Source organism: Actinomadura sp. K4S16, from assembly GCF_008327685.1.
GTDB lineage: Bacteria > Actinomycetota > Actinomycetes > Streptosporangiales > Streptosporangiaceae > Spirillospora.
This window is the reverse complement of record NZ_BDDE01000011.1, coordinates 528740-554913: the sequence shown is the minus strand read 5'-3', so window position 1 is coordinate 554913 and position 26174 is coordinate 528740. Positions and strand designations below refer to the sequence as shown.

25 protein-coding genes are annotated in these 26174 nt (G+C 74.5%); 15 read left to right on the top strand and 10 right to left on the bottom strand.

Translation table 11 applies throughout. The annotated features are described in order from the left end of the window. The first annotated feature begins 46 nt into the window (after positions 1-46). The gene (locus K4S16_RS09790; RefSeq protein WP_149258529.1) at positions 47-295 is read left to right on the top strand and encodes a hypothetical protein; all 249 of its coding nucleotides are present in this window, start codon (positions 47-49) and stop codon (positions 293-295) included. A 72-nt stretch (positions 296-367) separates the two neighbouring features. Here the strand turns inward: K4S16_RS09790 and K4S16_RS09785 are convergent, their stop codons facing one another. Beyond that, complete coding sequence (locus K4S16_RS09785; RefSeq protein ID WP_149258528.1) at positions 368-862, bottom strand: NUDIX hydrolase; 495 nt, start codon at positions 860-862, stop codon at positions 368-370. 289 nt (positions 863-1151) lie between these two features. Between K4S16_RS09785 and K4S16_RS09780 the strand changes: the two genes are divergently transcribed. The 4 genes from K4S16_RS09780 to K4S16_RS09765 all read left to right on the top strand — a co-directional run bounded on the left by K4S16_RS09780 (position 1152) and on the right by K4S16_RS09765 (position 5676). Beyond that, complete coding sequence (locus K4S16_RS09780; RefSeq protein WP_149258527.1) at positions 1152-3260, top strand: molybdopterin oxidoreductase family protein; 2109 nt, start codon at positions 1152-1154, stop codon at positions 3258-3260. A gap of 101 nt (positions 3261-3361) precedes the next feature. Beyond that, positions 3362-3754, top strand: a complete 393-nt coding sequence (gene nirD, locus K4S16_RS09775) for a nitrite reductase small subunit NirD (RefSeq protein ID WP_149258526.1) — start codon at positions 3362-3364, stop codon at positions 3752-3754. Beyond that, positions 3738-4952: a uroporphyrinogen-III synthase gene (locus K4S16_RS09770; RefSeq protein ID WP_149258525.1), complete on the top strand. Its 1215-nt coding sequence runs from the start codon at positions 3738-3740 to the stop codon at positions 4950-4952. Before nirD ends, K4S16_RS09770 begins: the two co-directional genes overlap by 17 nt. Then, the gene (locus tag K4S16_RS09765) at positions 4945-5676 is read left to right on the top strand and encodes a sirohydrochlorin chelatase (RefSeq protein WP_149258524.1); all 732 of its coding nucleotides are present in this window, start codon (positions 4945-4947) and stop codon (positions 5674-5676) included. The genes K4S16_RS09770 and K4S16_RS09765 overlap by 8 nt, the downstream gene beginning before the upstream one ends. On the opposite strand, the gene K4S16_RS09760 is transcribed toward K4S16_RS09765, so the two are convergent. Beyond that, a complete protein-coding gene (locus K4S16_RS09760) occupies positions 5628-6170 on the bottom strand; it encodes a MarR family winged helix-turn-helix transcriptional regulator (protein WP_160160873.1) in 543 nt (180 codons plus the stop codon). The genes K4S16_RS09765 and K4S16_RS09760 overlap by 49 nt on opposite strands. A 118-nt stretch (positions 6171-6288) precedes the next feature. Here K4S16_RS09760 and K4S16_RS09755 point away from each other — a divergent pair, with 118 nt between their 5' ends. Together K4S16_RS09755 and K4S16_RS09750 are read left to right on the top strand one after the other, a co-directional pair. After that, on the top strand, positions 6289-7272 hold the full coding sequence (locus K4S16_RS09755) for an ATP-binding cassette domain-containing protein (RefSeq protein ID WP_149258522.1): 984 nt from the start codon (positions 6289-6291) through the stop codon (positions 7270-7272). Positions 7273-7274: 2 nt separating this feature from the next. Next, positions 7275-8165 (top strand): ABC transporter permease, encoded by an 891-nt coding sequence (locus K4S16_RS09750; RefSeq protein WP_149258521.1) that lies wholly within the window; start codon positions 7275-7277, stop codon positions 8163-8165. A gap of 69 nt (positions 8166-8234) precedes the next feature. Here K4S16_RS09750 and K4S16_RS09745 read toward each other — a convergent pair whose 3' ends face one another. The 3 genes from K4S16_RS09745 to K4S16_RS09735 form a co-directional block, all read right to left on the bottom strand. Then, a complete protein-coding gene (locus tag K4S16_RS09745) occupies positions 8235-9584 on the bottom strand; it encodes an RNA polymerase sigma factor (RefSeq protein ID WP_149258520.1) in 1350 nt (449 codons plus the stop codon). A gap of 257 nt (positions 9585-9841) precedes the next feature. Continuing rightward, positions 9842-10879: a cation diffusion facilitator family transporter gene (locus K4S16_RS09740; RefSeq protein ID WP_149258519.1), complete on the bottom strand. Its 1038-nt coding sequence runs from the start codon at positions 10877-10879 to the stop codon at positions 9842-9844. 81 nt (positions 10880-10960) lie between these two features. Beyond that, positions 10961-12124 carry an AMP-binding protein gene (locus K4S16_RS09735; RefSeq protein WP_149258518.1) on the bottom strand — a complete coding sequence of 388 codons (1164 nt, stop codon included), beginning with the start codon at positions 12122-12124 and terminating at the stop codon, positions 10961-10963. 112 nt (positions 12125-12236) lie between these two features. Between K4S16_RS09735 and K4S16_RS09730 the strand changes: the two genes are divergently transcribed. The 3 genes from K4S16_RS09730 to menD all read left to right on the top strand — a co-directional run bounded on the left by K4S16_RS09730 (position 12237) and on the right by menD (position 16013). Then, positions 12237-13136 carry a 1,4-dihydroxy-2-naphthoyl-CoA synthase gene (locus K4S16_RS09730; protein WP_149258517.1) on the top strand — a complete coding sequence of 300 codons (900 nt, stop codon included), beginning with the start codon at positions 12237-12239 and terminating at the stop codon, positions 13134-13136. A gap of 262 nt (positions 13137-13398) precedes the next feature. Further along, positions 13399-14349 (top strand): o-succinylbenzoate synthase, encoded by a 951-nt coding sequence (locus K4S16_RS09725; protein ID WP_149258516.1) that lies wholly within the window; start codon positions 13399-13401, stop codon positions 14347-14349. Beyond that, a complete protein-coding gene (gene menD / locus K4S16_RS09720) occupies positions 14346-16013 on the top strand; it encodes a 2-succinyl-5-enolpyruvyl-6-hydroxy-3-cyclohexene-1-carboxylic-acid synthase (protein ID WP_149258515.1) in 1668 nt (555 codons plus the stop codon). Before K4S16_RS09725 ends, menD begins: the two co-directional genes overlap by 4 nt. 260 nt (positions 16014-16273) lie before the next feature. Here menD and K4S16_RS09715 read toward each other — a convergent pair whose 3' ends face one another. Then, the gene (locus tag K4S16_RS09715; RefSeq protein WP_149258514.1) at positions 16274-17062 is read right to left on the bottom strand and encodes a tyrosine-protein phosphatase; all 789 of its coding nucleotides are present in this window, start codon (positions 17060-17062) and stop codon (positions 16274-16276) included. 225 nt (positions 17063-17287) lie between these two features. Between K4S16_RS09715 and K4S16_RS09710 the strand changes: the two genes are divergently transcribed. From K4S16_RS09710 to K4S16_RS09700, 3 genes are read left to right on the top strand one after another with little or no spacing between them, the layout of a single operon-like run. Further along, positions 17288-18319 (top strand): acyl-CoA desaturase, encoded by a 1032-nt coding sequence (locus K4S16_RS09710; protein ID WP_149258513.1) that lies wholly within the window; start codon positions 17288-17290, stop codon positions 18317-18319. A 21-nt stretch (positions 18320-18340) separates the two neighbouring features. Beyond that, positions 18341-19156, top strand: a complete 816-nt coding sequence (locus K4S16_RS09705; protein WP_149258512.1) for an Fpg/Nei family DNA glycosylase — start codon at positions 18341-18343, stop codon at positions 19154-19156. 52 nt (positions 19157-19208) lie between these two features. Further along, a complete protein-coding gene (locus K4S16_RS09700; RefSeq protein ID WP_149258511.1) occupies positions 19209-20576 on the top strand; it encodes a Fic family protein in 1368 nt (455 codons plus the stop codon). Positions 20577-20619: 43 nt separating this feature from the next. Here the strand turns inward: K4S16_RS09700 and K4S16_RS09695 are convergent, their stop codons facing one another. From K4S16_RS09695 to K4S16_RS09680, 4 genes are all read right to left on the bottom strand, one after another. Beyond that, positions 20620-21660, bottom strand: coding sequence for a YafY family protein (locus K4S16_RS09695; protein ID WP_149258510.1), 1041 nt, complete (start codon positions 21658-21660; stop codon positions 20620-20622). 25 nt (positions 21661-21685) lie between these two features. Beyond that, positions 21686-22981, bottom strand: a complete 1296-nt coding sequence (locus tag K4S16_RS09690; protein WP_200841774.1) for an isochorismate synthase MenF — start codon at positions 22979-22981, stop codon at positions 21686-21688. A 213-nt stretch (positions 22982-23194) separates the two neighbouring features. Next, on the bottom strand, positions 23195-23782 hold the full coding sequence (locus tag K4S16_RS09685; RefSeq protein ID WP_149258508.1) for a biotin transporter BioY: 588 nt from the start codon (positions 23780-23782) through the stop codon (positions 23195-23197). A 148-nt stretch (positions 23783-23930) separates the two neighbouring features. Then, positions 23931-24635 (bottom strand): spermidine synthase, encoded by a 705-nt coding sequence (locus K4S16_RS09680; RefSeq protein WP_149258507.1) that lies wholly within the window; start codon positions 24633-24635, stop codon positions 23931-23933. A 101-nt stretch (positions 24636-24736) separates the two neighbouring features. On the opposite strand from K4S16_RS09680, the gene K4S16_RS09675 reads away from it, so the two are divergent. Together K4S16_RS09675 and K4S16_RS09670 are read left to right on the top strand one after the other, a co-directional pair. Beyond that, a complete protein-coding gene (locus K4S16_RS09675) occupies positions 24737-25537 on the top strand; it encodes an SDR family NAD(P)-dependent oxidoreductase (RefSeq protein WP_235036679.1) in 801 nt (266 codons plus the stop codon). Positions 25538-25550: 13 nt separating this feature from the next. Then, complete coding sequence (locus tag K4S16_RS09670; protein WP_149258505.1) at positions 25551-26165, top strand: GNAT family N-acetyltransferase; 615 nt, start codon at positions 25551-25553, stop codon at positions 26163-26165. The last annotated feature ends 9 nt before the right edge of the window (positions 26166-26174 follow it).

Sequence of the window (26174 nt, the reverse complement as noted above, 5' to 3'; positions counted from 1 at the left end):
GGTAGGACGCGGATCGCGACGCGGCGGGGGAGACGGAGACGCGACCATGGGAACCTGCGAGGTCTGCGGGAACGAGTACGCGATGGCGTTCGAGGTGCACGCGCAGGGCGAGGTGCACACGTTCGACTCGTTCGAGTGCGCCGTCACGAAGATGGCGCCGATCTGCGAGCACTGCGAGTGCCGCATCATGGGGCACGGCGTGGACGTGGGCGGGCACTTCTACTGCGGCGCCCACTGCGCGCGCGCCGCCGAGGGAGAACGCGCTCGCACCATTCAGGACGCGGTGTCGGTGTAGACCGGCCCGGACGCGGCGCCGGCGTGGACGTCCGGCGCCGGTGGTCCTGTCCGGCCGTCGTGCCGCCCGGTCTCAGGCGCGGGCGGCGCCGAACGGCTGCTCGCGGCCGTCCTCCAGGTAGACGGCGCTGCCCGCGGCCATGGCCCGCAGGCTGGGCTCCATCCGGCGCGCCACGTGCGGCGGCGCGAGCTCGGGGACCTTCTCCGGCGCCACGAGGATGTGGTCGGACAGCTCCTCGGGCGGCAGCCGGATCGCCGCGATCTCCGCTCCGGTGATCGTGCCGCCGAAGACGAAGACGTTGACCGCGTCGACGCCGTCGTCGCGCGGCGAGCCCCAGTCGACGCAGGCCAGGCCGTGCAGGAGGGGGACGAGGCCGAGCTCCTCCTCGCACTCGCGCACGCACGCCGACAGCGGGGACTCGTCGGCCTCGATCACGCCGCCGGGCAGGAACCAGCCCTCGCTGTAGGTGGGCTTGACCAGCAGCACCCGCCCCAGGTCGTCCAGCAGCAGGGCCGCCGCGGCGCCGCGGGCCCGCGGCAGGGAGGCGTAGTAAGCAAGGTCGGGCATGCTCCGAGGTTAAACGTGATCAACGCGGACCGATTCAGGTCGTAACGGACAGGCGGCCGCATCCGTCCGCGAGATCGCCGGACCACCGCAGATCCGTTCGACAACGGGTCAAAATGCAACGAATAGGCCATGACAGGGATCGACAACGCTTGACACGCGTTCGTCAAGAGGCGTCGCGGCCCGGCCGGTCCGCTTCCTGACCTCGGGGGACGCGCGGCGTGAAAGCCATTTAACGCCGGGGTCACACCCGGGACTCGGCGGCGAAACCGGGTGCGCGGAGCCTCGGCGCATGATCGGGACCTCTACGCACTGCCCGTACTGCGCCCTGCAGTGCGGCATGACCCTGCACGACGGCGGCCGGGGGAGCCTGCGGGTGGAGCCGCGCGAGGACGTGCCGGCCAACGGCGGCGGGCTGTGCCAGAAGGGCTGGACGGCGGCGGAGCTGCTCACCGTCCCGGACCGGCTGACCTCGCCGATGATGCGCCGCGGCCGGGGCGAGCCGCTCGAGCCGTGCGGCTGGGACGAGGCCCTCGACCGGGTCACCGCCGGGGTGGAACGGCTGCGGCGGCTGCACGGGCCGGACGCCGTCGCGGTGTTCGGCGGCGGCGGGCTGACCAACGAGAAGGCGTATCAGCTCGGCAAGTTCGCCCGGATCGCACTCGGCACGTCCCAGATCGACTACAACGGGCGGTTCTGCATGTCGTCGGCCGCCGCGGCGTCCGGGCGGGCGTTCGGGATGGACCGCGGCCTGCCCGGCCCGGTCACCGACCTCGCGGCCTCCGGCGCGGTCCTGCTGGCGGGCGGCAACGTCGCCGAGACGATGCCGCCGTTCATGCGGCACCTGGCGCGGATGCGCGACGGCGGCGGCGCCCTCGTCGTCGTCGACCCGCGCCGCACCGCCACCGCCCGCCAGGCCGACCTGCACCTGCAGCCGGCGCCGGGGACCGACATCGCCCTCGCCAACGGCCTGCTGCACCTGGCGCTCGCCGAGGGCCTGGCCGACGAGGAGTACATCGCCGCCCGCACCACCGGGTTCGAGGCGGTCCGCACCGTCGCCAACGCCTACTGGCCCGACCGGGCCGAGCGCATCACCGGCGTGCCCGTGCCGCTGATGCGCGAGGCCGTCCGACTGCTGGCCCGCGCCTCCCGCGCCCACGTCCTCACGGCGCGCGGATCCGAGCAGCACGCCCGCGGCACCGACACGGTGAGCGCGTACATCAACCTGGCCCTGGCGCTCGGGCTGCCGGGCCGCGAGGGCTCGGGATACGGGTGCCTGACCGGCCAGGGCAACGGGCAGGGCGGTCGCGAGCACGGCCAGAAGGCCGACCAGCTGCCCGGCTACCGCAGGATCGACGACCCGGCCGCCCGCGCGCACGTCGCCGAGGTCTGGGGCGTCGACCCCGAGGACCTGCCGGGTCCGGGGAGGTCGGCCTCCGAACTGCTGTCGGCGCTCGGCACCGCCGAGGGTCCGAAGGCGCTGCTGCTGTTCGGGTCCAACCCGGTCGTCTCGGCGCCCCGCGCCGCGGACGTGGAGGAGCGGCTCCGCGCGCTCGACCTGCTGGTGGTGGCCGACTTCGTGCCGTCGGAGACCGCGCGGCTCGCCGACGTCGTCCTGCCGACCGCGCAGTGGGCTGAGGAGTCGGGGACGATGACGAACCTGGAGGGCCGGGTGCTGCGGCGCCGCCGCGCCGTCCCTCCGCCGGACGGCGTCCGCACCGACCTGGAGATCCTCGCCGCGCTCGCCGGGCGGCTCGGCGCGCCGGGGGAGTGGAGCACCGACCCGGAGGCGGTGTTCGGGGAGCTGCGCCGCGCGGGCGCGGGCGGCGCGGCCGACTACTCCGGCATCACCTACGAGCGGATCGAGGCCGAGGGCGGGGTGTTCTGGCCGTGCCCGTCGCCGGACCACCCCGGCACGCCGAGGCCCTACCTGGACCGCTTCCCCACCCCGGACGGGCGGGCCCGGTTCGTCGCCGTCGAGCACCGCGGCGCCGCCGAGGACGTCGACGGCGACTACCCCGTCTACCTGACCACCGGGCGCGTCCTCGCCCAGTACCAGTCGGGGGCGCAGACCAGGCGCGTCCGGCCGCTGGCCGAGGCGGCGCCGGGCCCGTTCGTCGAGCTGCACCCCGACCTGGCCGAGCGCCTCGGCATCGAGGACGGCGCCGGCGTGCGGGTGGAGAGCCGCCGCGGCGCGGCGACCGTGACCGCGCGGGTGACCGGCGCCATCCGCCCCGACACCGTCTTCATCCCGTTCCACTGGGCGGGGGAGGGGCGCGCGAACCTGCTCACCAACCCCGCGCTCGACCCGGTCTCGCGGATGCCGGAGTTCAAGGTCTGCGCCGTGCGCCTCCGGCCCCTGCCCGCCGAGGAGGGCGCCGCCCTCGGCGCCTCGCGGTGAGCCCCTTTTAACACGGCGGTGACAAAGGAGACCCAACCGCGAAACCGCCTCTTCCGAGTATCGGACCATCGGACAGTTCCCCGCCAGGAGGTTGCCGCGCGATGACCACGACACCCGAAGCGACCATCACCAGGGAGCGGGCGGGCCGGCCCGCGGCCCGCTGGTTCGACATCTGCTCCTACGCCGGCCTGACCCCCGAGCGGGGCGCCTGCGCGATGGTGGACGGCACGCAGGTGGCGATCTTCCGGGCCTTCGACGGGGCCCTGTACGCGCTGTCGAACCTCGACCCGTTCAGCGGCGCCCACGTGCTGTCGCGGGGGATCCTCGGCACCCGGGACGGGACGCCGACCGTCGCGTCCCCCATGTACAAGCAGGTGTTCGACCTGCGGACCGGGGTGTGCCTTGACGACCCCCGGGTGGCGCTGCCGACCTTCCCGGTCCGCCGCTCCGGGGACCGGGTGGAGGTGGCGCTCACCGATGAGCACCGGCAGTGAGCCGCTGGCCGGGTTCGCCGTCGGCGTGACCGCGGCCCGCCGCCACGAGGAGCTCGCGACGCTGCTGGAGCGGCGCGGGGCCAGGGTCGTGCCGGCCCCCGCGATCCGGCTGGTGCCGCTCGTGGACGACGACGAACTGCTGGACGCCACCCTGGCGTGCCTCGACGGGCCCCTCGACCACGTCGTCGTCACGACCGGGATCGGGTTCCGGGCGTGGCTGGAGGCCGCCGACGGGCACGGTATGCGGGACGCCCTCATCGCCCGGCTGGCCGGGACCGACATCGTGGCGCGGGGCCCGAAGGCGCGCGGCGCGATCCGGTCGGCGGGCCTGCAGGAGCGCTGGTCGCCGGAGTCGGAGGAGTGCTCCGAGGTGATCCGGCACCTGGTGGAGAAGGATCTGGACGGCGCGCGCGTGGCCGTGCAGCTGTACGGCGAGCGCCAGCCGGAGCTGGTCGACGCGCTGCGCGCCGCCGGCGCCGAGGTGATCGAGATCCCAGTGTACCGGTGGTCGCGCGCCGAGGACTCCACGCCGCTGCGCCGCCTCGTCGGGCAGGCGGTCGCGGGCACGATCGACGCGATCACCTTCACCAGCGCCCCCGCGGTCGCCGCGACGCTGGCCGTCGCCGCCGAGGACGACCTGGAGGAGGCACTGCTGGAGGCCATGCGCACCCATGTCGTGGCGGCGTGCGTCGGCCCGGTCACCGCGCAGGCGCTCACCGACCGCGGCGTCCCGACCGTCCAGCCCGAGCGCGCCCGGATCGGCGCGCTCGTGCGGGCCCTGGTCTCCGACCTGCCGCGGCGCCGGTCGCGCCGGCTGTCGGTGCGCGGGTTCTCGCTGGAGCTGCGCGGGCACGCCGTCGTCCTGGACGGCCAGCTGCGGCCCATCGCGCCCGCGCCCATGGCGATCCTGCGGGCCCTCGCGCGGCGCCCCGGGCACGTGGTGTCGCGGGCCGAGCTGTGCGGGGTCCTGCCGAGCCGGCTGGCCGCCGGGTCCGGATCGCGGGACGGCTGGGCGCGGGAGGCGCGGCCCCGGGAGGCCCGGCCGCAGGCCGACGAGCACGCGGTGGAGATGGCGGTGGCCCGGCTGCGGCGCGGCCTCGGCCGGCCCGGCATCGTCGAGACCGTCGTCAAGCGCGGCTACCGGCTGGCCTGCGACCCGCGGATCGTCGACCGGCTTCCGGCGGGCGCCGGTGGCTGAGCCCGGCGCCGGGGCGCCCGCGCTGCTGGCCGTGGCGCACGGCACCCGCGACCCGGCGGGGCCCGCGGCCGTGCGGGCGCTGCTCGACCGGGTGCGGGCGATGCGGCCGGGCCTGCGGGTGGCCGAGGCGTACGGCGAGCTCTCCCGCCCGTCGCTGGAGGAGGCGGCGGAGGGGCTGCGCGGCGGACCGGTGGTCGTGGTCCCGCTGCTGCTGGCGCGGGGGTACCACGCGCTGATCGACATCCCCGGCCGGGCGGGGCGGCTGCTGCCGGGGGCGGTGACGTCCCGGCCGCTCGGCCCGGACGCGCTGCTGGCCAGCGCGCTGGCCGCCCGGCTGGCCGAGCAGGACCGGACTCCGCCGCACCGCCGGGACGCCGTCGTCCTCGGCGCGGCGGGGTCCGCCGACCCGGCGGGCGCGGCCGACGTGCGCGCGGCCGCCCGGCTGCTGGCGCGGCGGCTCGGGCGGCCCGTCCCGCACGGCTTCGTCGCGGCGGGCGGCCCGCCGCTGGACGAGGTCGTCGCGGGACTGCGCGAAGGCGGCGCCCGCCGGGTCGCCGTGGCGTCCTACCTGCTGGCGCCCGGCCGGTTCCACGACCGGATGCGGGCGTGCGGCGCGGACTCGGTGGCGGCGCCGCTGGGCGCGCACGGCGCGATGGCCCGGGTCGTCCTGCGCCGCTACGACGAGGCGCTGCTCCCGCTCGCGACGCCGGCGTCGGCCCGCTGACCTGGTTCGTCCGCCGCGCCCGGCCCGTCCTGCTCCGGCGGGGCGGGCGCGTCGGCGAACCGGTCGTCGTGGTGGGCGAGGACCCGCAGCAGCAGCTCCTTGAACAGGCGCGTCTCGCCGGGGGACAGCGCCCCGAACAGGGTCTCGTCGAGGCGGGCCCGGTCGTCCAGGCACGCGCCGAGGAACAGCCGCCCGTGCTCGGTGGCGTCCAGCGCGTACCGGCGCCGGTCCCGCGGGTCGCGGCGCCGCCGGACGTGCCCGGCCCCCTCCAGCGCGTCCACGATGCCGACGAGGTCGCCGGCGTCCATGCGCAGCCGCTCGGCGACCTGGCGCTGCGACAGCGGCCCGTGCCGGACCACGCACGACAGGACCAGCAGGTACGGCAGCCTCGGCTGGCCGGGGGACAGCCGGGCGGAGGTGCGCCGCACGAGCCGGCCCGTCTCGAACAGCAGGTAGACGGGCGACTCGCACAGGGGATCGGGCCGGTCGTCCACGACTGCTCCCTCTGGGCTCTTGGCAAGCCCTATTTCTCTTGACCTGAGAGATAGGTTATCCCTACCGTTGGATGGCCCAAAATATGGGTGTTCGCTCCAATCGCGGAGGGGAGGCCCCATGCCGGACGGGGGACCGGCCGTCGAGGTCGACGGCCTGACGAAGAGGTTCGGCGAAGTGGAGGCCGTGCGGGGGATCGACTTCACCGTGCGGTCGGGGGAGATCTTCGGTTTCCTCGGCCCGAACGGCGCGGGCAAGTCCACGACGATCAACATGCTGTGCACCCTGCTGCGCCCGAGCGGCGGCAGCGCGCGGGTCGCCGGGTTCGACGTGGTGCGCGAGCGCGACGCCGTCCGCCGCAACATCGGGCTGGTCTTCCAGGACCCGACGGTCGACGGCTACCTGTCGGGCGAGCAGAACCTGCGCTTCCACGCCGAGCTGTACGGGGTGCCGCGCGCCGTGACGGCCGCCCGGATCCGGCAGGTGCTGGAGATGGTCAACCTGTGGGACCGGCGCCGCGACCTGGTGCAGACCTACTCCGGCGGGATGAAGCGCCGCCTGGAGATCGCGCGCGGGCTGCTGCACTCGCCGCGGGTGCTGTTCCTGGACGAGCCGACCGTCGGCCTGGACCCGCAGACCCGGGCGTCGATCTGGGAGTACATCCGGCAGCTGCAGGCCGCCGAGGAGATCACGATCTTCATGACGACGCACTACATGGACGAGGCCGAGTTCTGCGAGCGCATCGCGATCATGGACTCGGGGCGGATCGTCGCGCTCGACACCCCCGAGGCGCTCAAGGCCGGCGTCGGCAAGGACCGGATCCGCATCCAGACCGCCGACGACGGGGCCGCGATCGCCGCGCTGAAGGACCGCTTCGGGCTGGAGGCCGTCGTCTCGGAGGGCGCGGTCGCGTTCCCGGTGGCCTCCGGCGAGGCGTTCGTGCCGCGCCTGTTCGCCGAGCTGGGCGTCCCGATCAGGTCGGTGAACGTGGCGCGGCCGTCCCTGGACGACGTGTTCATGTCCTTCACCGGCACCACGATCCGCGACGCCGAGGCCTCGGCGAGCGACGGCATGCGCGTCGCGATGCGCGCGATGAGGAGGTGACGATGGCGAGCACGGCCGAGAGGGCGGCGGCGGGCGCCGAGGTCGTCCGGGTGCGGGTGCCCGAGCGCGGCCTGCGGCAGGACCTGCGCGCCGTGAAGATCGTCCTGCACCGGGAGCTGATCAGGTTCTGGCGCGACAAGCTGCGGATGGTGTCCGGGCTGGTCCAGCCGGTGCTGTGGCTGCTGGTCATGGGCACCGGGCTGTCCAACCTGATGGCCAGCGGCGGCGGCGCCGCGGGGGCCGTCGACCTGAAGACCTTCATCTTCCCCGGCGTGTGCGCGATGTCGGTGATGTTCACCGCGATGTTCTCCGCCGGGTCGATCGTGTGGGACCGCGAGTTCGGGTTCCTGCGCGAGATGCTCGTCGCGCCGGTCAGCCGCAGCGCCATCGTCGTCGGCAAGTGCGTGGGGGGCGCCCTGGTGGCGACCCTGCAGGGCGCGGTGATCGTGTCGCTGGCGGGCCTCGCCGGCGTCCCCTACGACCCGGGGCTGCTGCTGGAGCTGCTCGGCCTGATGTTCATCGGGGCGTTCGCGCTGACCGGGTTCGGCGTCATGATGGCCGCGCGGATCACCAGCATGCAGTCGTTCTTCGGCCTCATGCAGATGGCGATGATGCCGATGATGTTCCTGTCCGGGGCCCTGTACCCGCTGAGCGGGCTCCCGGCGTGGCTGACCGTGCTGACCCGGTTCAACCCGCTCACCTACGCCGTCGATCCGCTGCGGCACGCGGTGTTCTCCCGCCTGGACGTCTCGCCGGAGCTGATGCGGACGTTCGACCCCGGCGTCACCTGGGGCGGCTGGGTGGTGCCGATCTGGCTGGAGGTCCTTCTCGTCCTCGGCATGGGCGTGGGCCTGATGGGCGTGGCCATCCTGCAGTTCCGCCGCGCCGACTGACGGAACGCAGAAGGGCCCGCGTGACCGCGGCGGTCACGCGGGCCCTCCGCTTGCCGGGCCTGCGACGGGTCAGACGGCGAAGTCCAGCAGCGGCCGGGCGTTGCTGGGGTGCCGCAGCTTGGACAGCGACTCCTTCTCCAGCTGCCGGATCCGCTCGCGGGTCAGCCCGAGGGCCTTGCCGATCTCGTCCAGCGTGCGCGGCGTCCCGTCGTACAGCCCGAACCGCATCGCCATGATCTTGGCTTCGCGCGGGGACAGGATGTCGAGGGTGCGGCGCAGCTGGTCGGCCATGAGCTGGCGGTCCACCAGCTCCGAGGCCTCGGGGCTGTCGGTGTCCTCGATGAGGTCGCCGATGCGGGTCTCGCCGTCCTCGCCGATGGTGGAGTCCAGGCTGATCGGCTGGCGGCTGGTGCGCAGCAGCTCGCGGACCTGCTCGGGGCTCTTGTCCAGCTCGGCGGCCAGTTCCTCGGGCGTGGGCTCGCGGCCGAGCCGCTGGTGCATGTCGCGCTCGACGCGGCTCAGCTTGCTGAGCATCTCCAGCACGTGGACGGGCAGCCGGATCGTGCGGGCCGAGTCGGCGAAGCCGCGCTGGATCGCCTGGCGGATCCACCACATGGCGTAGGTGGAGAACTTGTAGCCCTTGGAGTAGTCGAACTTCTCCACGGCGCGGATCAGGCCGAGGTTGCCCTCCTGGACGACGTCCAGCAGCGACAGGCCGCGGTCGGAGTACTTCTTGGCGACCGACACCACGAGCCGGAGGTTGGCCTCCAGCATGTGGGCCTTGGCGCGGCGGCCGTCGGCGGCGACCCATTCCAGGTCGGCGCGCAGGGCGGGGGAGAGGTCCTCGGTCTCCAGCTTGTGCTCGGCGTACAGGCCGGCCTCGATCCGCTTGGCGAGGTCGACCTCCTGCTCGGCGGTCAGGAGCTGGCGGCGCCCGATGGCCTTGAGGTAGGTGTGGACGGAGTCGCCCATCGTGGTCGACTGGTCGTCCAGGTCGGCGGAGGTCTCCTCGACCTCGACCTCGGTGACCTCGAACCCCTCCTCGACCGGGGCGTCGCCCTGCCCGCCCGAACGCGGCGCGGCGCCGGCGGGCTTGGCGGTCCGCTTGGCGGCGCCCCTGCGGGCGGCGCGCCTCTTGGCGGCGCCGGCGGAGGTGTCCTGGGCGGTCTCCCCACCGTCGTGGTCGGCGGCCGCGGCCATCTTGCGGACGGCGTCGGACTCGCCCGCCAGGCTGATGCCGGCTTCGGACAGCTCGCGCAGGATGGAGCGGCCCTGGGCCGGGCTGATGCCGGCGGTCTCGAAGGCCCCCCTCACCTCGTCGAGCGAGAGGCGCCCTTGGGCGCGGCCACGCTTCAGGAGGTCGTTGAGCGCGGGGCTCGGCGACTCCGTGAGCGGGGTCTCGACGGCGCTTCGCGGCATGGGGACACCCCCCTCCCTTCGGTGTGTGAGTGCGGCGCTGGATTGTGTTCGCTCGTGGCGCACGCACTTAACGGAACGTCGCAGGACGGGCCTGTTGTTCCCGGCCCCATCGCCGGGCGGCGCTCCGCCGGGGGATCGTGAAGGAGCGATCCAGACGGTCGTGGTGCCCGCAGCCAGCGGTTTCACACCCGCCGAACCGCTCCGTTCCTACCTTACTTCGTAAAGGCCCCGGGTCGGCGACGACGTGAGAAAGGCCACTACGCCTCCGGACTCTTGGGCCGCAATGTCCGACCATAACGCGCGATGACGCGTTCGCGCAGCTCAGGGTCGTCGCGGGGGACCGGTTCGAGGAAGACCTCGTCGATCTCCTCGTGCGCGGCGCGCAGGTCGCGGGCCATCCGGACGCAGGCCCGCTCGACCTCGGCGGCGGTGAGGGAGTCGCGGAAGTCGAGCCGGGCGCAGACCAGGACGCGGTCGGCGCCGAAGGTCACCGTGACGATGTCGACGACCCACTCCACCTCGGGCGCCCCGCCGAGGCGCGCGCGGACGTCGGCGACGATCCGCGGGTCGGCCTGCGAGCCGATCAGCAGGTTCAGGTTGATCCGGCCGAGGACGAGCGCGACGGCGGTCAGCAGCACGCCGATGAGCAGCGAGCCCACGGCGTCCCAGGTCGCCGACCCGGTGAGCTGGTGCAGGCCGAGGCCGCCGAACGCGATGACCAGGCCGACGAGGGCCGCCGAGTCCTCCAGCAGGACGCTGACCGCGGTGGGCTCGTCGGTGCGGCGGATGTAGGCGCGCAGCGGCAGGTCCTCCGCCCGCGCGGCGGCCCGGACCTGCCGGACGGCCTGCTGCCACGAGACCGCCTCCAGCACGAACGCCACCCCCAGCACGGCGTACCCGACGATCGTGCCGGACTCGGCGGCGCCCCGGTGCCCGGTGAGCGTCTGGATCCCCTGGTAGAAGGAGAACAGCGCGCCCATCCCGAAGATCGCGACGGCGACGAGCAGGGTCCAGATGTAGCGCTCCTTGCCGTAGCCGAGCGGGTGGCGGCGGTCGGCGGGGCGCCCGCTGCGGCGCAGCCCCACCAGCAGCAGCACCTCGTTGAAGGTGTCGGCGATCGAGTGCGCGGCCTCGGCGGCCATCGACGCCGACCCGGTGATGAGCGCGGCGACGACCTTGGCGACGGCGATACCGAGATTGGCGGCGAACGCCAGCGCGACGGTCAGGCGGCTCTCGTCGTGCGATCCGCCGTCCCGCCGCTCTTCGACCTGTCGCCCGCCGCTTTGTGCCGCCATGATCCGTCCTCTGCCCAGGGGGTCGCCGTGCCATGCGCGGGCCGGATGGTGCTCCGCGGTCCGGCCGTCAGTGCTCGGGGCTCAGTGCGCGGGGGCGCGGAGCCGGGCGCGGTCGGGCTTGCCGGACGCCAGCAGCGGGATGGCGTCCACCAGCTCCAGCTCGCGCGGCGCGGCGTACGGGGGCATCGTCTCGCGGACGAACGCGCGCAGCTCGGTCAGTTCCGGCAGGCCGGACGCCGCGGGGACGACGACGGCGGTGACCCGCTCGCCCCACTCGGGGTCGGGCCGGCCGACCACGATGACGTCGCGGACCTTCGGGTGCCGCGACAGCACGGTGGCGATCTCCCCCGCGACGACCTTCTCGCCACCGGTGTTGATCACGTCGTCCAGGCGGCCGCGGACGCGGAGCCGGCCGTCCTCGACGGCGCCGAGGTCCTGGGTGAGGAACCACTCGCCGTCCCGGGCGGCGGCGGTCAGCTCGGGCCGCAGCCGGTAGCCGGTGAACAGCGACGGGCCGGCGAGGCGGATCCGGCCGCCGTCGCCGAGCGCGACGCGCATGCCGTCCAGGGGCGTGCCGTCGTAGACGCAGCCGCCGCACGTCTCGCTCATCCCGTAGGTGGTGAACACGCGGGCGCCCCGCCCCCGGGCCTCGGCCAGCAGGCCGGGTGGGGCGGCGGCGCCGCCGAGGACGATCGCGCCGAGCCGCGACAGGTCGGCGCCGATGTCCAGCAGCCGGCGCAGCTGGGTGGGGACGAGGGAGAGGTGGAACCCGCCGGCCTCGGCGACGGCGGCGGCGTCGAAGCGGGGCGCGATGACCGGGTCGGTGCCGGCGACGAGGGCGCGGACCAGGACCTGGACGCCGGAGATGTGGCTGGTGGGCAGGCAGCACAGCCACCGGTCGCCGGGCCCGGCCTCGATGCGGGCGAGGGTGCCGGCGGCGGAGTGGCGCAGCGCGCCGGCCGACAGCTCGACGAACTTGGGGGCGCCGGTGGACCCGGAGGTGGCGATCAGGACGGCCGTGTCGGCGCCGACGGGCGCGTGCCCGGCGGCGGGGGAGTGCGGGACGACGCCGTCGGCCGTCTCGACCGCGTCCGGCGCCAGGGCGTCGAGGAGTCCGCGCAGCGCGGCCTCGGGCAGGTCGGGGGAGAGGGGGGAGATCGCGGGGCCGCCGTCCAGGGCGTCGGCCAGGGCTCGCAGCAGGCGGGGGCCGGGCGGCAGGACGACGGCGTGCAGAGGGCGATCCATGATCTCATCAGCGTAGACGACCCCGCTGAACGCGTTCAAACGCGGGGCCGGTTGAATGGAGCCCGAGCGCCGCGCCCCGGCCGCGGCGCGGTCGCCCGACGGAGAGGAAGACATGGTCTCGGAGCTGTTCGACGCGGACGCCTGGAAAGAGGTCGAGGGGTTCGGCTTCACCGACATCACCTACCACCGGGCCGTCGACCACGGGACGGTGCGGGTGGCGTTCAACCGCCCCGAGGTGCGCAACGCGTTCCGTCCGCACACGGTGGACGAGCTGTACCGGGCGCTGGACCACGCGCGCATGTCCAGCGACATCGGCTGCGTGCTGCTGACGGGCAACGGGCCGTCGCCCAGGGACGGCGGCTGGGCGTTCTGCTCGGGCGGGGACCAGCGGATCCGCGGCAAGGACGGCTACAAGTACGCCGAGGGCGAGACGTCCGACACGATCGACCCGGCGCGGGCGGGGCGGCTGCACATCCTGGAGGTGCAGCGGCTGATCCGGTTCATGGGCAAGGTCGTCATCTGCGTGGTGCCGGGCTGGGCGGCCGGGGGCGGGCACAGCCTGCACGTGGTGTGCGACCTGACACTCGCCAGCCGGGAGCACGCGCGCTTCAAGCAGACCGACGCGGACGTGGCGAGCTTCGACGGCGGCTTCGGGTCGGCGTACCTGGCGCGGCAGGTGGGGCAGAAGTTCGCCCGGGAGATCTTCTTCCTGGGCGACACCTACGACGCCGAGGCCGCCCACCGCATGGGCATGGTGAACGCCGTCGTCCCGCACGCCGAGCTCGAGGCGACGGCCCTGGAGTGGGCGCGGAAGGTCAACGGCAAGAGCCCGACGGCGCAGCGCATGCTGAAGTACGCCTTCAACCTCATCGACGACGGCCTCGTGGGCCAGCAGGTCTTCGCCGGCGAGGCGACCCGCCTGGCCTACGGCACCGACGAGGCCGCCGAGGGCCGGGACTCCTTCCTGGAGAAGCGCACCCCCGACTGGTCGCGTTTCCCCTGGCACTACTGACCGTCCGATCCCCGCACTCCGGCCGGACGGCTCGCGCCTGCCCTTGGTCGACGGTGCATGCGGGTGCGGCCAGGCGGCGACCTGACCCCCGCGAACCGGTGGCCGCGGCGCGATCCGGCGCGGGGGAGCGGGTGCGGCGGACATGAACGGGTCGGGGCGGCGTTGCCCGTCACCATTCGATACGTTCTCGGTGGTACTACTAAGGGTCCGAGCGCACGGTGTGATCCGGAAATGCCGTGATTGACGGTCAGGGGGTCGGCGGGTGCGGGTGTACTCCATCCCGATGCGGACGCGGTTCCGCGGCGTGACGCGGCGGGAGGGCGCACTGCTCCAGGGTCCCGCCGGCTGGGGGGAGTTCTCGCCGTTCGCCGAGTACGGTCCCGCCGAGTGCGCCCGCTGGCTGGCCGCGGCGCGCGAGGCCGCGACACTGGGCTGGCCCGCCCCCGTCCGCGACCGCGTCCCGGTGAACGCGACGATCCCGGCGGTCGGCCCGGAGCGGGCGTTCGAGATGGCGCGGGAGTCCGGCTGCCGGACCGCGAAGGTGAAGGTCGCCGAGCGCGGCCAGACCGACGCCGACGACATGGCGCGGGTCGAGGCGGTGCGCGCGGCGCTCGGACCGCAGGGCAGGATCCGGGTCGACGCGAACGGCGCCTGGGACGTCGACCGCGCCGCGCGGATGGTCCGGTCGCTGGACCGGTGGGAGCTGGAGTACGCCGAGCAGCCCTGCGCGACGCTCGAGGAACTGGCGGCGGTGCGGCGGCGGGTGGACGTGCCGATCGCCGCGGACGAGTCGATCCGCCGTGCCGAGGACCCGCTGAAGGTGCGTGCGGCGGACGCCGCCGACGTGGCGGTGCTGAAGGTGCAGCCGCTCGGCGGGGTCGCGGCGTCGCTGCGGGTCGCGGAGGCGTGCGGGCTGCCGGTGGTGGTGTCGAGCGCGGTGGAGACGTCGGTGGGGCTGGCGGCGGGGGTGGCGCTGGCCGCCGCGCTGCCGGAGCTGCGGTACGCGTGCGGGCTGGGGACGCTGTCGCTGCTGGAGGGCGACGTCGTGCGCGACCCGCTGCGTCCGCTCGCGGGGGAGATCGAGGTGCGCCGGCCGGTGGTGGACGAGGAGGCGCTGCGCCGCTGGGAGGCGCCGAGCGCGCCCTGGCGGGAACGGGCGCTCGCCGCGCAGGCCCATCTGGACGGCCCCGCGGTGGTCGAGGTGGCACGGTGAACCCGGCGACCGCGCTGGCGACCGTCCTGGTCGACGAACTGGTGCGCTGCGGGATGACCGACGCGGTGCTGGCGCCGGGATCGCGGTCGGCGCCGCTGGCGCTGGCGCTGCACGCGGCCGAGGAGGCGGGCCGCCTCCGGCTGCACGTGCGGATCGACGAGCGGTCGGCGTCGTTCCTAGGGCTCGGCATGGCGAAGCGGTCGGGGCGCCCGGTGGCGCTGGTGTGCACGTCGGGCACGGCGGCGGCGAACTTCCATCCGGCGGTGGTCGAGGCGCACGAGTCCGGCGTCCCGCTCATCGTGATCACGGCGGACCGGCCGCCGGAGCTGCGCGACACGGGCGCGAACCAGACGATCGACCAGGTGAAGCTGTACGGGACGGCGGTGCGGTGGAGCACCGAGATCGGCGTCCCGGAGAACCGGCCGGGGATGGTGGCGTACTGGCGCTCGCTGGTGAGCCGCGCGTGGGGGCTGGCGCAGGCGCCCGTCGCGGGGCCGGTGCACATGAACGCGGCGTTCCGCGAGCCGCTGATCCCCGACGGCGACGAGACGTGGTGCGAGCCCCTCGACGGGGACGCGACCGGCGCGTGGACGAAGGTGCGTCCGGCGACGCCCGGCTCGGTGCTGCACGTCCCGCCGACGCGGCGCGGCGTCCTGGTGGTGGGGGACGGCGCCGTGAACGTCAAGCGGTACGTGGCGGCCGCGTCGATGGCCGGCTGGCCCGTCCTCGCCGAACCGAACGGCAACGCCCGCTACGGTGACCACGCCCTGTCGTCGCACCATTTCCTGCTGGGCGTCCCGGAGTTCGTGGAGAGGCACCGCCCCGAGGTGGTGGTGACGCTGGGCAAGCCGGGCCTGTCGCGCCCGCTGCTGTCGCTGCTGCGCCGTGCCGAGGAGCACATCGTGCTGGCGCCGGATCTGGCGCACTGGCCCGACCCGGTCCGCTCGGCGACGCAGGTGGCGCCCGACGTCGAGATCCCGGTGGTGTCGGGCGACGACACGTGGCTGAAGTCGTGGCGGTCCGCCGACCAGGCCGCCGCCGCTGCGGTGGACGCGGTCCTGGACGCCGTGCCCGAGGTGAGCGAGCCGCGGCTGGCCCGCGACCTGGTCGCGGCGCTGCCGGGCGGGTCGCTGCTGTTCACGGCGGCGAGCATGCCGATCCGCGACCTGGACCAGGTGATGCGGCCGCGCCGCGGCATCCGGATCATGGCCAACCGGGGCGCGAGCGGCATCGACGGGCTGGTGTCGACCGCGATCGGCGCGGCGCTGGTGCACAGCGGGCGCTCCTACGCCCTCCTGGGCGACCTGGCGTTCCTGCACGACCAGAACGGCCTGATCGTGGGGCCGCGGGACCGCCGTCCCGACCTGGCGATCGTCGTGGTGAACAACCAGGGCGGCGGGATCTTCTCGCTGCTGCCGCAGGCGGCGCTGCGCGGCCCGTTCGAGCGGGTCTTCGGCACCCCGCACCAGGTCGACCTGGAGGCGGTCGCCGCCGCGCACGGCGTTCCGTACCGGCGGCTCGGCACCGCGGCGGAGCTGCCGAAGGCGCTGGCGGGGGAGGGGCTGCGGATCATCGAGGCCCGCACCGACAGGGAAGCGAACGCGGCCCTGCACGCCGACCTCCGCAAGGCCGCGCAGGCGGCCGTCCGCGACATCCTCACCTGACCTGCGAGAACCCGGGCGACCACGCAACGGCGGCATCCCCGGCATTTACTTCAACATTCAAATTACAATGTAAAGGCCCTGGGTTGGGTGCACACAATCTCCCAATATCCACAAAACCAAACCCCACACCTAGAGGAAGGCCCGGCGGCCGAGAGGGAACCGGCTTGGTCGCGCGTCTTGGCCTACGTTTTCCTGAGGCCCTGGACCATGGGCTCGCGAGGGGCGAGCGATGGCTCGGGTATGTCTGCTCGGTGCGGAGGTCAGCCGAGGAGGCGTTCGCGGAGGGCGTCGGTGTCCTCGGTGGTCCAGCCGTGTCCGGCGAGCCAGCCCAGGGTCCCGCCGTGCTCCTCGTCGACGCGGGTGAAGAGCTTCTCCATGATCGCGGCGTGGGGCCGGTGGCTGTCGGCGGGGCGGGAGTCGAGGTCGGCGGCGTAGGTGTCGCTGGCGCGCAGCCGCCGCAGGATCGCCTCGAGGCGCTCGCCCGTCTGGGCGTAGTCGGCGACGATCGCCTCGCGGGTGACGCCGGCCACGTCGAGGGCGAGGGCGCAGACGACGCCGGTGCGGTCCTTGCCGGCGGCGCAGTGGACGAGCGCGGACCCGTCGGTGCGGGTCATGACGCGCAGGGCGGCGACGACGGAGTCGCCGCGGTCGGCGAGGTAGCCGAGGTAGTGCCCGGTGGAGCGGTCCTGTTCGGGGCCGTCGGATGCGCGCTCCTGCCAGGGGAGGGCTTTGGCGACGTCGGCGGCGACGTCGGTGTGGCGCCCGCCTTCGGCGAACAGTGACAGCTGGTGGATCGTCACGGACGGGACGCGGGTGAGGGGGCCGGGCCCCTCGAGGCGGACTTCGGCGTCGCTGCGCAGGTCGATGATGTTCTTGAGGGCGTAGTCGTCCAGGAGGAGCCGGACGTCGGCGACGGACAGGTCCTGGAGGTTGTCGGACCGGAGAACGCGTCCGCGCCGGGTGGTGCGGCCGTCGACCGTGGGGAGGCCCCCGAGGTCGCGGGCGTTGACGGCGCCGTCCAGTTCGATCCACCGAGAGTCGTCGTCCATGACTTGTGACCCTATATGGAGGCCCTGTCCCGGCTTCGGTGCAGGGTCCCGGTTCCGCCGCTGGTCGCTCGGGCGGGTGGGAGGGCCGCGCGGTACCGGGACCTGGGAGCCAGGTGGTGAATGGCTCCGCAGCGGGGCGACCGGGCGGTCTCACACTCCGTAGTTTTCGAGGCGTCTTCATCCGCGCCCCGCGCGGTGTCCCGTCCTCCGGTGATTGGAGCCTCGATGCCCGCTACCCTGTCCGCCCCGTCCCGACCGTCCGAGCGGTCGGCCGACAGTGATTTCGCGCCGCTGGCGCGGCGCGTCCGCGGGAGCGGGCTGCTCGACCGTCGGCGCGGCTACTACGCGTGGGCGATCGGGCTGAACCTGGCGGCTACCGCTGCGGTGTGGGCGGCGGTCGCGTGGGCGGGGGACAGTTGGTGGACGGTGCTGCTGGGCGTCCCGCTGGCGGTGCTGTCGGCGCGGACGGCGTTCCTCGGGCATGACGCGGGGCACCGGCAGATCGCGCGGAGCGCGCGGGGGAACCGGTGGTTGGGGTTGCTGCTTGGGAACCTGCTGCTGGGCATGGGGCATGGGTGGTGGAACGACAAGCACAACCGGCATCACGCGAATCCGAACCATGTCGGCAAGGACCCCGACGTGGGGGAGGGCGTGCTGGCGTGGACGAGTGAGCAGGCGCAGAGCAAGCGGGGTGCGCTGCGGTGGGTGGCGCGGCACCAGGCCGCGCTGTTCTTTCCGCTGCTGACGCTGGAGGGCCTGAACCTGAAGGTGGGGAGCCTGATGTTCCTGCGGGGGCGGGCTCGCCGGGACCAGGTCCTGGAGGGTGGTCTGCTGGTCCTTCACGCGGTGGGGTACCTGGGGCTGGCGTTCGCGTTGCTGCCGGTGGGGCAGGCGCTGGCGCTGGTCGCGGTTCAGCACGCGGTGTTCGGGGTGCATCTCGGTGCGGTGTTCGCGCCCAACCACAAGGGGATGGCGATGCCGGAGCCGGGGGAGCGGTGGGGGCATCTGCGGCGGCAGGTGCTGACGTCGCGGAACGTGCGGGGCGGTCTGGCGACGGACTGGCTGATGGGCGGCTTGAACTACCAGATCGAGCATCACCTGTTCCCGGGTGTTCCGCGGTGCAACCTGCGGGCGCTGCGGCCGCTGGTGCGTGAGCACTGCGCGGCGGTGGGGCTGCCGTACGCGGAGACGGGGCTGGTGGAGTCGTACCGGTTGGCGCTGGGTCACATGCGGGAGGTCGGGGAGCCGCTGCGGTAGCGCGGGGCTATGCTCCGGGCCATGCCCGAGGGACACACGATCCACCGTCTGGCCGCCGAGCATCAGCGGATGTTCGGCGGCCTCGCCGTCGCCGCCACGAGTCCCCAGGGGAGGTTCGCCGAGGGTGCGCGCCAGTTGGACGGGCGGGTGCTGTCGTCGGCGGACGCGCACGGCAAGCATCTGCTGCTGGGGTTCGAGGACGAGCGGACGCTGCATGTGCATCTCGGCATCTACGGCAAGTACGTGTTCGGGGAGGGGCCGGCTCCGGCTCCGGTCGGGATGGTGCGGCTGCGGCTGGAGGGCGGCGGGGGTTTCGCGGACCTGCGGGGGCCCAATGCGTGCGAGCTGCTGGAGCCGGGGGAGGTGAAGCTGCTGCGCGACCGGCTGGGGCCGGATCCGCTGCGGGGGGACGCCGATCCGGAGGCGGCGTGGCGGCGGATCAGCCGGGCGCGGACGCCGATCGCGGTGCTCTTGATGGATCAGTCGGTGGTGGCGGGGCCGGGGAACATCTACCGGGCGGAGGTGCTGTTCCGGCAGGGGATCGATCCGCGGCTGCCGGGGCGGCGGTTGAGTGCGGGGCAGTGGCGGGCGGTGTGGGACGACCTGGTGGAGTTGATGGCGGCGGGGGTGCGTGCGGGGCGGATCGACACGGTGCGGCCGGAGCACATGCCGGAGGCGATGGGGCGTCCGCCGCGGGTGGACGGTCATGGCGGTGAGGTGTACGTGTACCGGCGTGCGGGCCTGCCGTGCCTGGTGTGCGGGACGGCGGTGGCGACGGCGGAGCTGGCGTCGCGGAACCTGTTCTGGTGCCCGGGGTGCCAGCCGTCGGCGGTGTGAGGCGCGGAAATCCGCTTGAAGCGGGGCCGGGTGGACGTGGCAGGCTTGCGCGGTGATCGTTGAGCTGTCCCCCGCCTATCTGACCTGGGCTGAGGTGGATCCTGCCCTTCATCCTTTCGACGCCGCGGCCGCGGCGCGGGTGGTGCGTTCGCTCGGTCCGGCCCGGCGAGTGCCGCGCCGCCCTGAGGTTCCCCCCGCTGATTCGGCGATGCGTGCTTGGGATCGCGAGGTGGCCGAGCCCTGGGCGGACGCCATGTCTCACGCCCTTGTCGAGTGCTACGGCCGTTGGGTCGTGGGCTGGCGCTGGGCGCATGACGAGGGGGACTTCGACGGCGGGCCGGTCGGGAACTGGTGCTGTCCGCGGGACTCGATCACCAGCCCGGAGGAGACGCTCGCCCGTGTGGTCGCGGCGCTGTGCGAGTGGCGTGAGTGGCTGGAGAGTCTGGCCGGATGGTTCGAGGCGTACCCGTTGGAGCTGTCCGCCGTCGAGGACCAGCGGATTCTGTGGGAGCGCGCCGCTCGGAACCTGATCCTGCAGGTGGTCGACCGCACCGGCTGCGGCAGCGGCTGGTACGGGCACTGCATGCAGGTGCTCACCTGGTTCCTCAGCCACTGGGGAGTTGCTGGGGACGTGGCGGGGGGTCTGGTCGACGACGCGATCGGCGGGCGGTTCGAGAGCTGGACCGGTCCCGACGCGGTGGTGGTCGAGGACGTCGCGGAAAAGCTTGCGCGGTCGCTGCGGCCGGATGACGGCGTGCGGTCCGCCGGCGGCGTTCCGGACCATTTGGGGCGCTGGCTCGCGGTGCGCGAGGCCGTGCCGTGGCCGGAGGGGCCGGCCCATGGCGCGGAGGAGCCGGTGGCCTCGTCGCGTGACGGCGCCGCGGAGGACATCCGGGCCTTCGACGGCGCCGTGGATCCTGCCCGTGCCGAGGGTCTGCTCGCCGCTCTGGAGCGGGTGCGGGCCGACGCTGCGCGCGGCGCTTCGCTCGACTTCGCGTTGCTTCGCGGGTGGCAGCGGTACGTCCTGGGCACTGCGGAGCCGCCGCCGTTCCGCAGCCTGCCCGCGTTCGCCAAGGGGGGCAGGGAGCGCTACGGCATCGGGCCGGATACTCGCGCACGCTTTGACGCCTGTTTGGCCGAGAGTGCGGCGGGTGGTGAGCGGTCCTTGGCGTTGACCGCCCGCGCTGCGCGCGCCTATCTGGACGTCTGCTTCTTCCATCCTTTCGACGACGGCAACGCTCGGTGCGCCTTCCTCGCCCTCCTGTTCGTCCTTGCTCGTGAGGGCGTCGTGCTCAGCGGCGTCAGCCTGCTTCGCCGCATCACCTTTCAGGCCGACAGTCCCGGGGACGCTCTGAGGCTCGCCGGGTACATCGACGTCCATCTCACGGAGACGCGACGTAGGGCTGCTCTCGGCTCTTAGCCGTGTGGAGCGCGCGGCGGAGTGGCCGCCTGGTCGGCGCTCGTCAGCCGTCGGCGGGGGTGTAGCGGGCGGTGATGGCGCGGGCGGTGGCGGCGATCATGTCGCGGAGGTGCGGGGGGTCGACGACCTCGACGTCGGCGCCGAGTTTGAGGAATTCGACGTGGGCGTGGCGGACGGATTCGATGGGGAGGGTGGCGTGGACCCAGCCGTCGGGTCCGGGCGGGGTGGCGGTGTCGAGGGCGGCGCGGGCCATGGTGGGCGGGAGGAGGATCTGGGAGCGGGTGAGGCCGTCGGGTGAGAGCTTGACGGTGGCGTGTTCGCGGTAGGCGTCGGCTTCGAAGCGTTCGGCGTAGGCGGCCCAGTAGGCGGCGAGGTCGAAGCCGTGGGGGCGGTCGAAGTGGCCGGGCAGGGCGCGCAGGGTGAGGACGCGTGAGACGCGGTAGGTGCGGGGGGCGTCGGCGGTGCCGTCGGCGGGCGCGTCGGGGTGGGGTGCGGGGTGAGGGTCGGGTGCGGGGTCGGCGGCGCGGGCGATGAGGTACCAGGTGCCGGCTTTGAGGACGACGCCGAGGGGATCGAGGGTGCGGGTGACCTGCTGGGGGCGGCGCCAGCGGCGGTAGAGCACCTCGATGCGGTGCTGGTTCCAGACGGCGTCGGCGATGGCGTGCAGGTGGGGGACTTCGTCGGGGGAGCGGAACCAGCCGGGGGCGTCGAGGTGGAAGCGTTCGCGGATGCGGGCGGCGCGGCTGCGCAGGTCGGGTGGGAGGGCGGCCATGAGTTTGAGTTCGGCGGCGAGGACGTCGCCGAGGCCGAGTTGGGAGGCGGGGCCGGGCAGGGCCGAGAGGGTGAGGGATTCGGCTTCGGTGGCGGTGAGGCCGGTGAGCCGGGTGCGGTAGCCGTTGAGGAGGCGGTAGCCGCCGTCGGGGCCGCGGTCGGCGTAGACGGGGACGCCGGCGGCGCTGAGGGATTCGACGTCGCGGTAGACGGTGCGGACGGACACTTCGAGTTCGGCGGCCAGTTCGCGGGCGGTCATGCGTTCCCTGGTCTGCAGGAGCAGCAGGAGGGACAGCAGCCGGCTCGCGCGCATGGGTCCAGTGTGCCGGGGGCGGTGGTCAGCCGTGGAGGGCGTACTGCATGGGGCGGAACTTGGTGCGGGCTTCGGCGAGTTCGGCGTCGGGGTCGGAGTCGGCGACGATGCCGCAGCCGGCGAACAGGCGGGCGCGGGTGCCGTCGATCTCGGCGCAGCGCAGGGCGATGCCCCATTCGCCGTCGCCGCGGGCGTCGACCCAGCCGACGGGGCCGGCGTAGCGGCCGCGGTCCATGCCCTCGAGTTCGCGGATGAGGTCCATGGCGGTGTCGGTGGGGGTGCCGCAGACGGCGGGGGTGGGGTGCAGGGCGGCGACGACGTCGAGGACGGAGCGGTCGGCGGCGAGGCGTCCGCGCAGGGGGGAGGCGAGGTGCAGGACGTTGGGGAGGGTGAGCAGTTCGGGCTGGTCGGGGACGGTGAGGTGGGCGCAGAGGGGGGTGAGGGCGTCGCGGACCATCTCGGCGGCGTAGCGGTGTTCTTCGCGGTCCTTGGCGGAGGCGAAGAGGCGGGCGGCGCGGGCCTGGTCGTCGGCGGGGGTGTCGCCGCGGGCGGTGGTGCCGGCGAGGACGAGGGATTCGATGTCGCCGCCGGTGCGGCGGATGAGGAGTTCGGGGGTGGCGCCGACCATGCCGGCGCAGGAGAAGGTGTAGCAGCCGGGGAAGCGCGCGGCGAGGCGCTGGAGGAGGACGCGGGCGTCGATGGGGGTGTCGGCGCGGACGGTGAGGTCGCGGGCGAGGACGACTTTGCCGAGGTGGCCGGTGCGGCCGGTCTGCTCGGTCTGGTCGGCGGCGCGGGGCGGCGGTGGGGCGAGGTGGCCGCGGCGGATGCGGTCGACGGCGGTGGCGACGGCGTGCTTCCAGGCGTCCTCGGTGAGGGCGCCGTCGCTCCAGCGCAGGCCGGTGGGGGCCTGGGGCGGGTGGGCGAGGGCGAGGGGGTCGGTGTCGTCGCCGATGGTGGTGAGCCAGGCGCGGCCGTCGCGGCGGCCGAGGATGCGCTGGGGGACGATGAGGGTGGAGTCGGGGGATTTGGGGTCGAAGCCGAAGGTGCCGAAGGCGACGGGTCCGGAGCCGGGGACGTCGACGGGGTCGTCGACGGCGGCGGCGCCGAACAGGTCGTGGAGCAGGCGGGCGGCGGCGTCGAAGCGGTCGTCGCCGCCGGGGAGGGTGAGGCGGGCGGCTTCGCCCCAGCCGACGATTCCCTCGCCGTGGCGGATCCAGGCCAGCGCGGACGGGTGCGGAAGCCGCGCGATGAGGTCGCCCGGGTCGGGGATCGGGACGGTGCGGACGGTGAGTCGGTCCGGTGCTGTCACGGCGAGCTTCACGTGAGCCACTGTACGCCAGATTTGAACCTGTTCAAACGGGCGGGGTGGCGGGGGGTCGTGAGGCGTGCGCCACATCGGGTCCGCGGCGGGGGCGGCCGGTGGCGGGCGGGGCGGCCCGGTGGTGCCGGGCCGCCCGGGCCTGGGCGGTGCTGGTTGCGCGTATGCCCGTCCGTCCCGTTCCCATGCGCGGGAGGGGGCGGGGGCGCGCTGGGGTCAGCGGCGGTCGGCGCCGGTGATCTTCCATGCGGCGGGCAGCAGCCCGGCCGCAAGCAGGACCTTCAGCGCGTCGCCGGCCAGGAAGGGGACGACGCCGAGGTCGAGCGCCTTGGCGAGGTCGACGTGGAGGGCGGCCATCAGGTAGGGGACGCCGGCGGCGTACATGATGGCGGTGCCGACGAGCATGGTCCCGATGGTGCGCAGCGGGGTGCGGTCGCCGCCGAGCTGCGCGAGCCGTCCGACCGCGGCCCCGGCGGCGACGAACCCGATGACGTAGCCGAGCGTGGGGAACCCGGCGCCGGAGGTGCCGTCGGTGAACCAGGGGACGCCGGCCATCCCGGCCAGCAGGTAGACCAGCATGCCCAGGCCGGCGCGGCCGAAGCCGAGGGCGGCGCCGGCGAGCAGCACCGCGAAGGTCTGCCCGGTCACCGGCACGGGGGTGCCGGGCAGCGGGACCGCGATCTGCGCGGCGACGCCGACGAGCGCGGCCGCGCCGATGACGAGCGCGGCGTCGCGGGCCAGCGAGCCGGGCAGCAGGTCGCCCAGGACGGCGGGACGCCGCCGGGCTGCGTGGGCAGTAGCCACAGATCCTCCCAAAACGGTTGTGTCAGGCCGAAACCTAGCGAACGGCCGGCGCGGGGTGGACGGCGCGGCCTACAGAAACGGGCGGGGGCGCTTTGTCGCCGCCGTGCCTCGACGGCGCCGGACGGCCGCGGACGGCGTCCGGCCGCGGTCAGGCGGAGGCGCGGGTGCGCGGGTCGCGGGCGAGGTAGACCACGTCGGGTTCGCCGCGCGGCACCGGGACCGGGCGGACCTCCACGGCCGCGAACCGGTCGCGCAGCAGCGCCTCGAACGCCGGCGCGGCGTTGGCGCTCCACACCGCGAGCACGCCGCGCGGCGTCAGCAGCGCCGCGAGGGCGTCCAGGCCGGTGGCGGCGTAGAGGCGGGCGTTGCCGGGCGTGACGGTCCAGTCGGGGCCGTTGTCGATGTCCAGGCAGACCGCGTCGAAGCGGCCCGCGTCCGGGGCGGAGACGTAGTCGAGCAGGTCGGCGCGCTCGACGGTGACGCGGGGGTCGTCGAGCGCGCCCCGGGACCAGGGCCGCAGCGCGGTGGCGTGCCAGGCGACGACGGCGGGTTCGCGTTCGACGACGGTGACGTGCGCCACGTCGGGGAGGGTGAGGGCCTCGGCGAGGGAGAACCCGACGCCCAGGCCGCCGATGAGGACCCGCGCGGGCCCGCCGGGGCGCCGCGCCGCCGCCTCGAGGGCGGCGCGGACCAGCAGCCGCTCGGACTCGCCGTTGCGGGTGTCCATGAGGAACACGCCGTTGCTGATGATCTCGTAGTCGCCGCCCGCGCGGCGCAGCACCAGCTCGCCGCCCAGTCCGGCGGCGCGCTCGACCACCACGGGCTCCTCGCGCGCGTCCGCAGCCGTTCCCATGCCCGCACCCTAGCCGCCGCGCGGGGCCTTCCGTGCTAGGCCGGCCGCGCGCGGCGGGCCGGGGCTGGGCGTCGGCGGCGGCGTCCGCTACGGTGCCGGTCATGCCCGAGATCGCACCGCCCGGCGGGCTGCTGCCGGGCCGCCGGATCCTGGTCGTCGGCGCGGGGACGCGGCCCAGCGACGATCCCGCCGCGCCGGTCGGCAACGGCCGCGCGATCGCGGTCACCGCCGCGCGGGAGGGCGCCGCGGTGGCGTGCGCCGACCTCGACGAGCACTCCGCGGGGCAGACCGCCGCGATGATCGAGGCGGAGGGCGGCCGGGCGCGGGTGGTGGTGGCGGACGTGACCGACCCGGCGTCCTGCGACGCCGTCGTGACGAAGGCCGCCGAGGGCCTCGGCGGCCTGGACGGGGTGGTGTTCAACGCCGGGATCGGCGTCGGGTACGGGCTGGCGGGCACGGCGCTGGCCGACTGGGACCGCGTCCTGCAGGTCAACCTGCGGGCGCCGTTCCTGGTCGGCAAGGCCGCGATGCCGGCGCTGGAGGCGGGCGGGGCGATGGTGTTCATCGGGTCGCTGGCCGGGACCAAGCCGGGCTCGCGGTCGCCGTCCTACGACGCCTCCAAGGCGGGCCTGACCGGGCTGGTGCGGCACATCGCCGCCGAGGGCGCGCCGCGCGGGGTGCGCGCCAACGTGGTGGCACCCGGCCTGATCGACACGGTGATGGGGCGCGCCGCGTCCGACGGGAACGCGAGCCGCGACCGGGTCGCGGGGCTGATCCCCATGCGCCGGCAGGGCACGGCGTGGGAGGTCGCCGACGTCGCGGTGTTCCTGCTGTCGGAGCGCGCCTCCTACGTCACCGGGCAGGTCCTGCACGTCGACGGCGGCCTGTCCACCCTGCGCTGACCTTGGGAGCGGCATGAACGAGACCTCCACCGGCAGGACCGGACAGCCCGTGCGGAGCGCCGGGGTGGCGCTGCGGCCCGTCGCCGAGGCCGACCTGCCGCTCATCGAGCGGCTGCGCGGCGACCCGGAACTGGCCGCGCCGTTCCTGTGGCAGGGGTTCCGCGATGTCCGCAGGTTCCGGCGCAGCTGGGAGGACGACGGCATGCTCGGCGAGGACACCGGCACCCTCGTCGTCGCCCGCGGCGCCGCGTTCCTCGGCATCGTGTCCTACCGGCGCCTCGCCGCCGCGGGGCGGGCGTGGTGCTGGAGCATCGGGATCTCGCTGCTGCCCGAGGCGCGCGGCCACGGCGCCGGGTCGCGGGCGCAGCGCCTGCTGGCGGAGTACCTGTTCGCGCACACCACCGCCCACCGCGTCCAGGCCGAGACCGAGACAGGCAACCTCGCCGAGCAGCGCGCCCTGGAGAAGGCGGGGTTCACCCGCGAGGGCGTCATGCGCGAATGGGGGTTCCGCGACGGCCGGTACCGCGACGAGGTCCTGTACAGCCTCCTGCGCTCCGACCTGCACCCGCACGGGCCGGGCGAGGGCGGGGGCGCCCCGGACGGCGCGGGCCCCGGCGCGGCGGGGTAGCCGGGAACA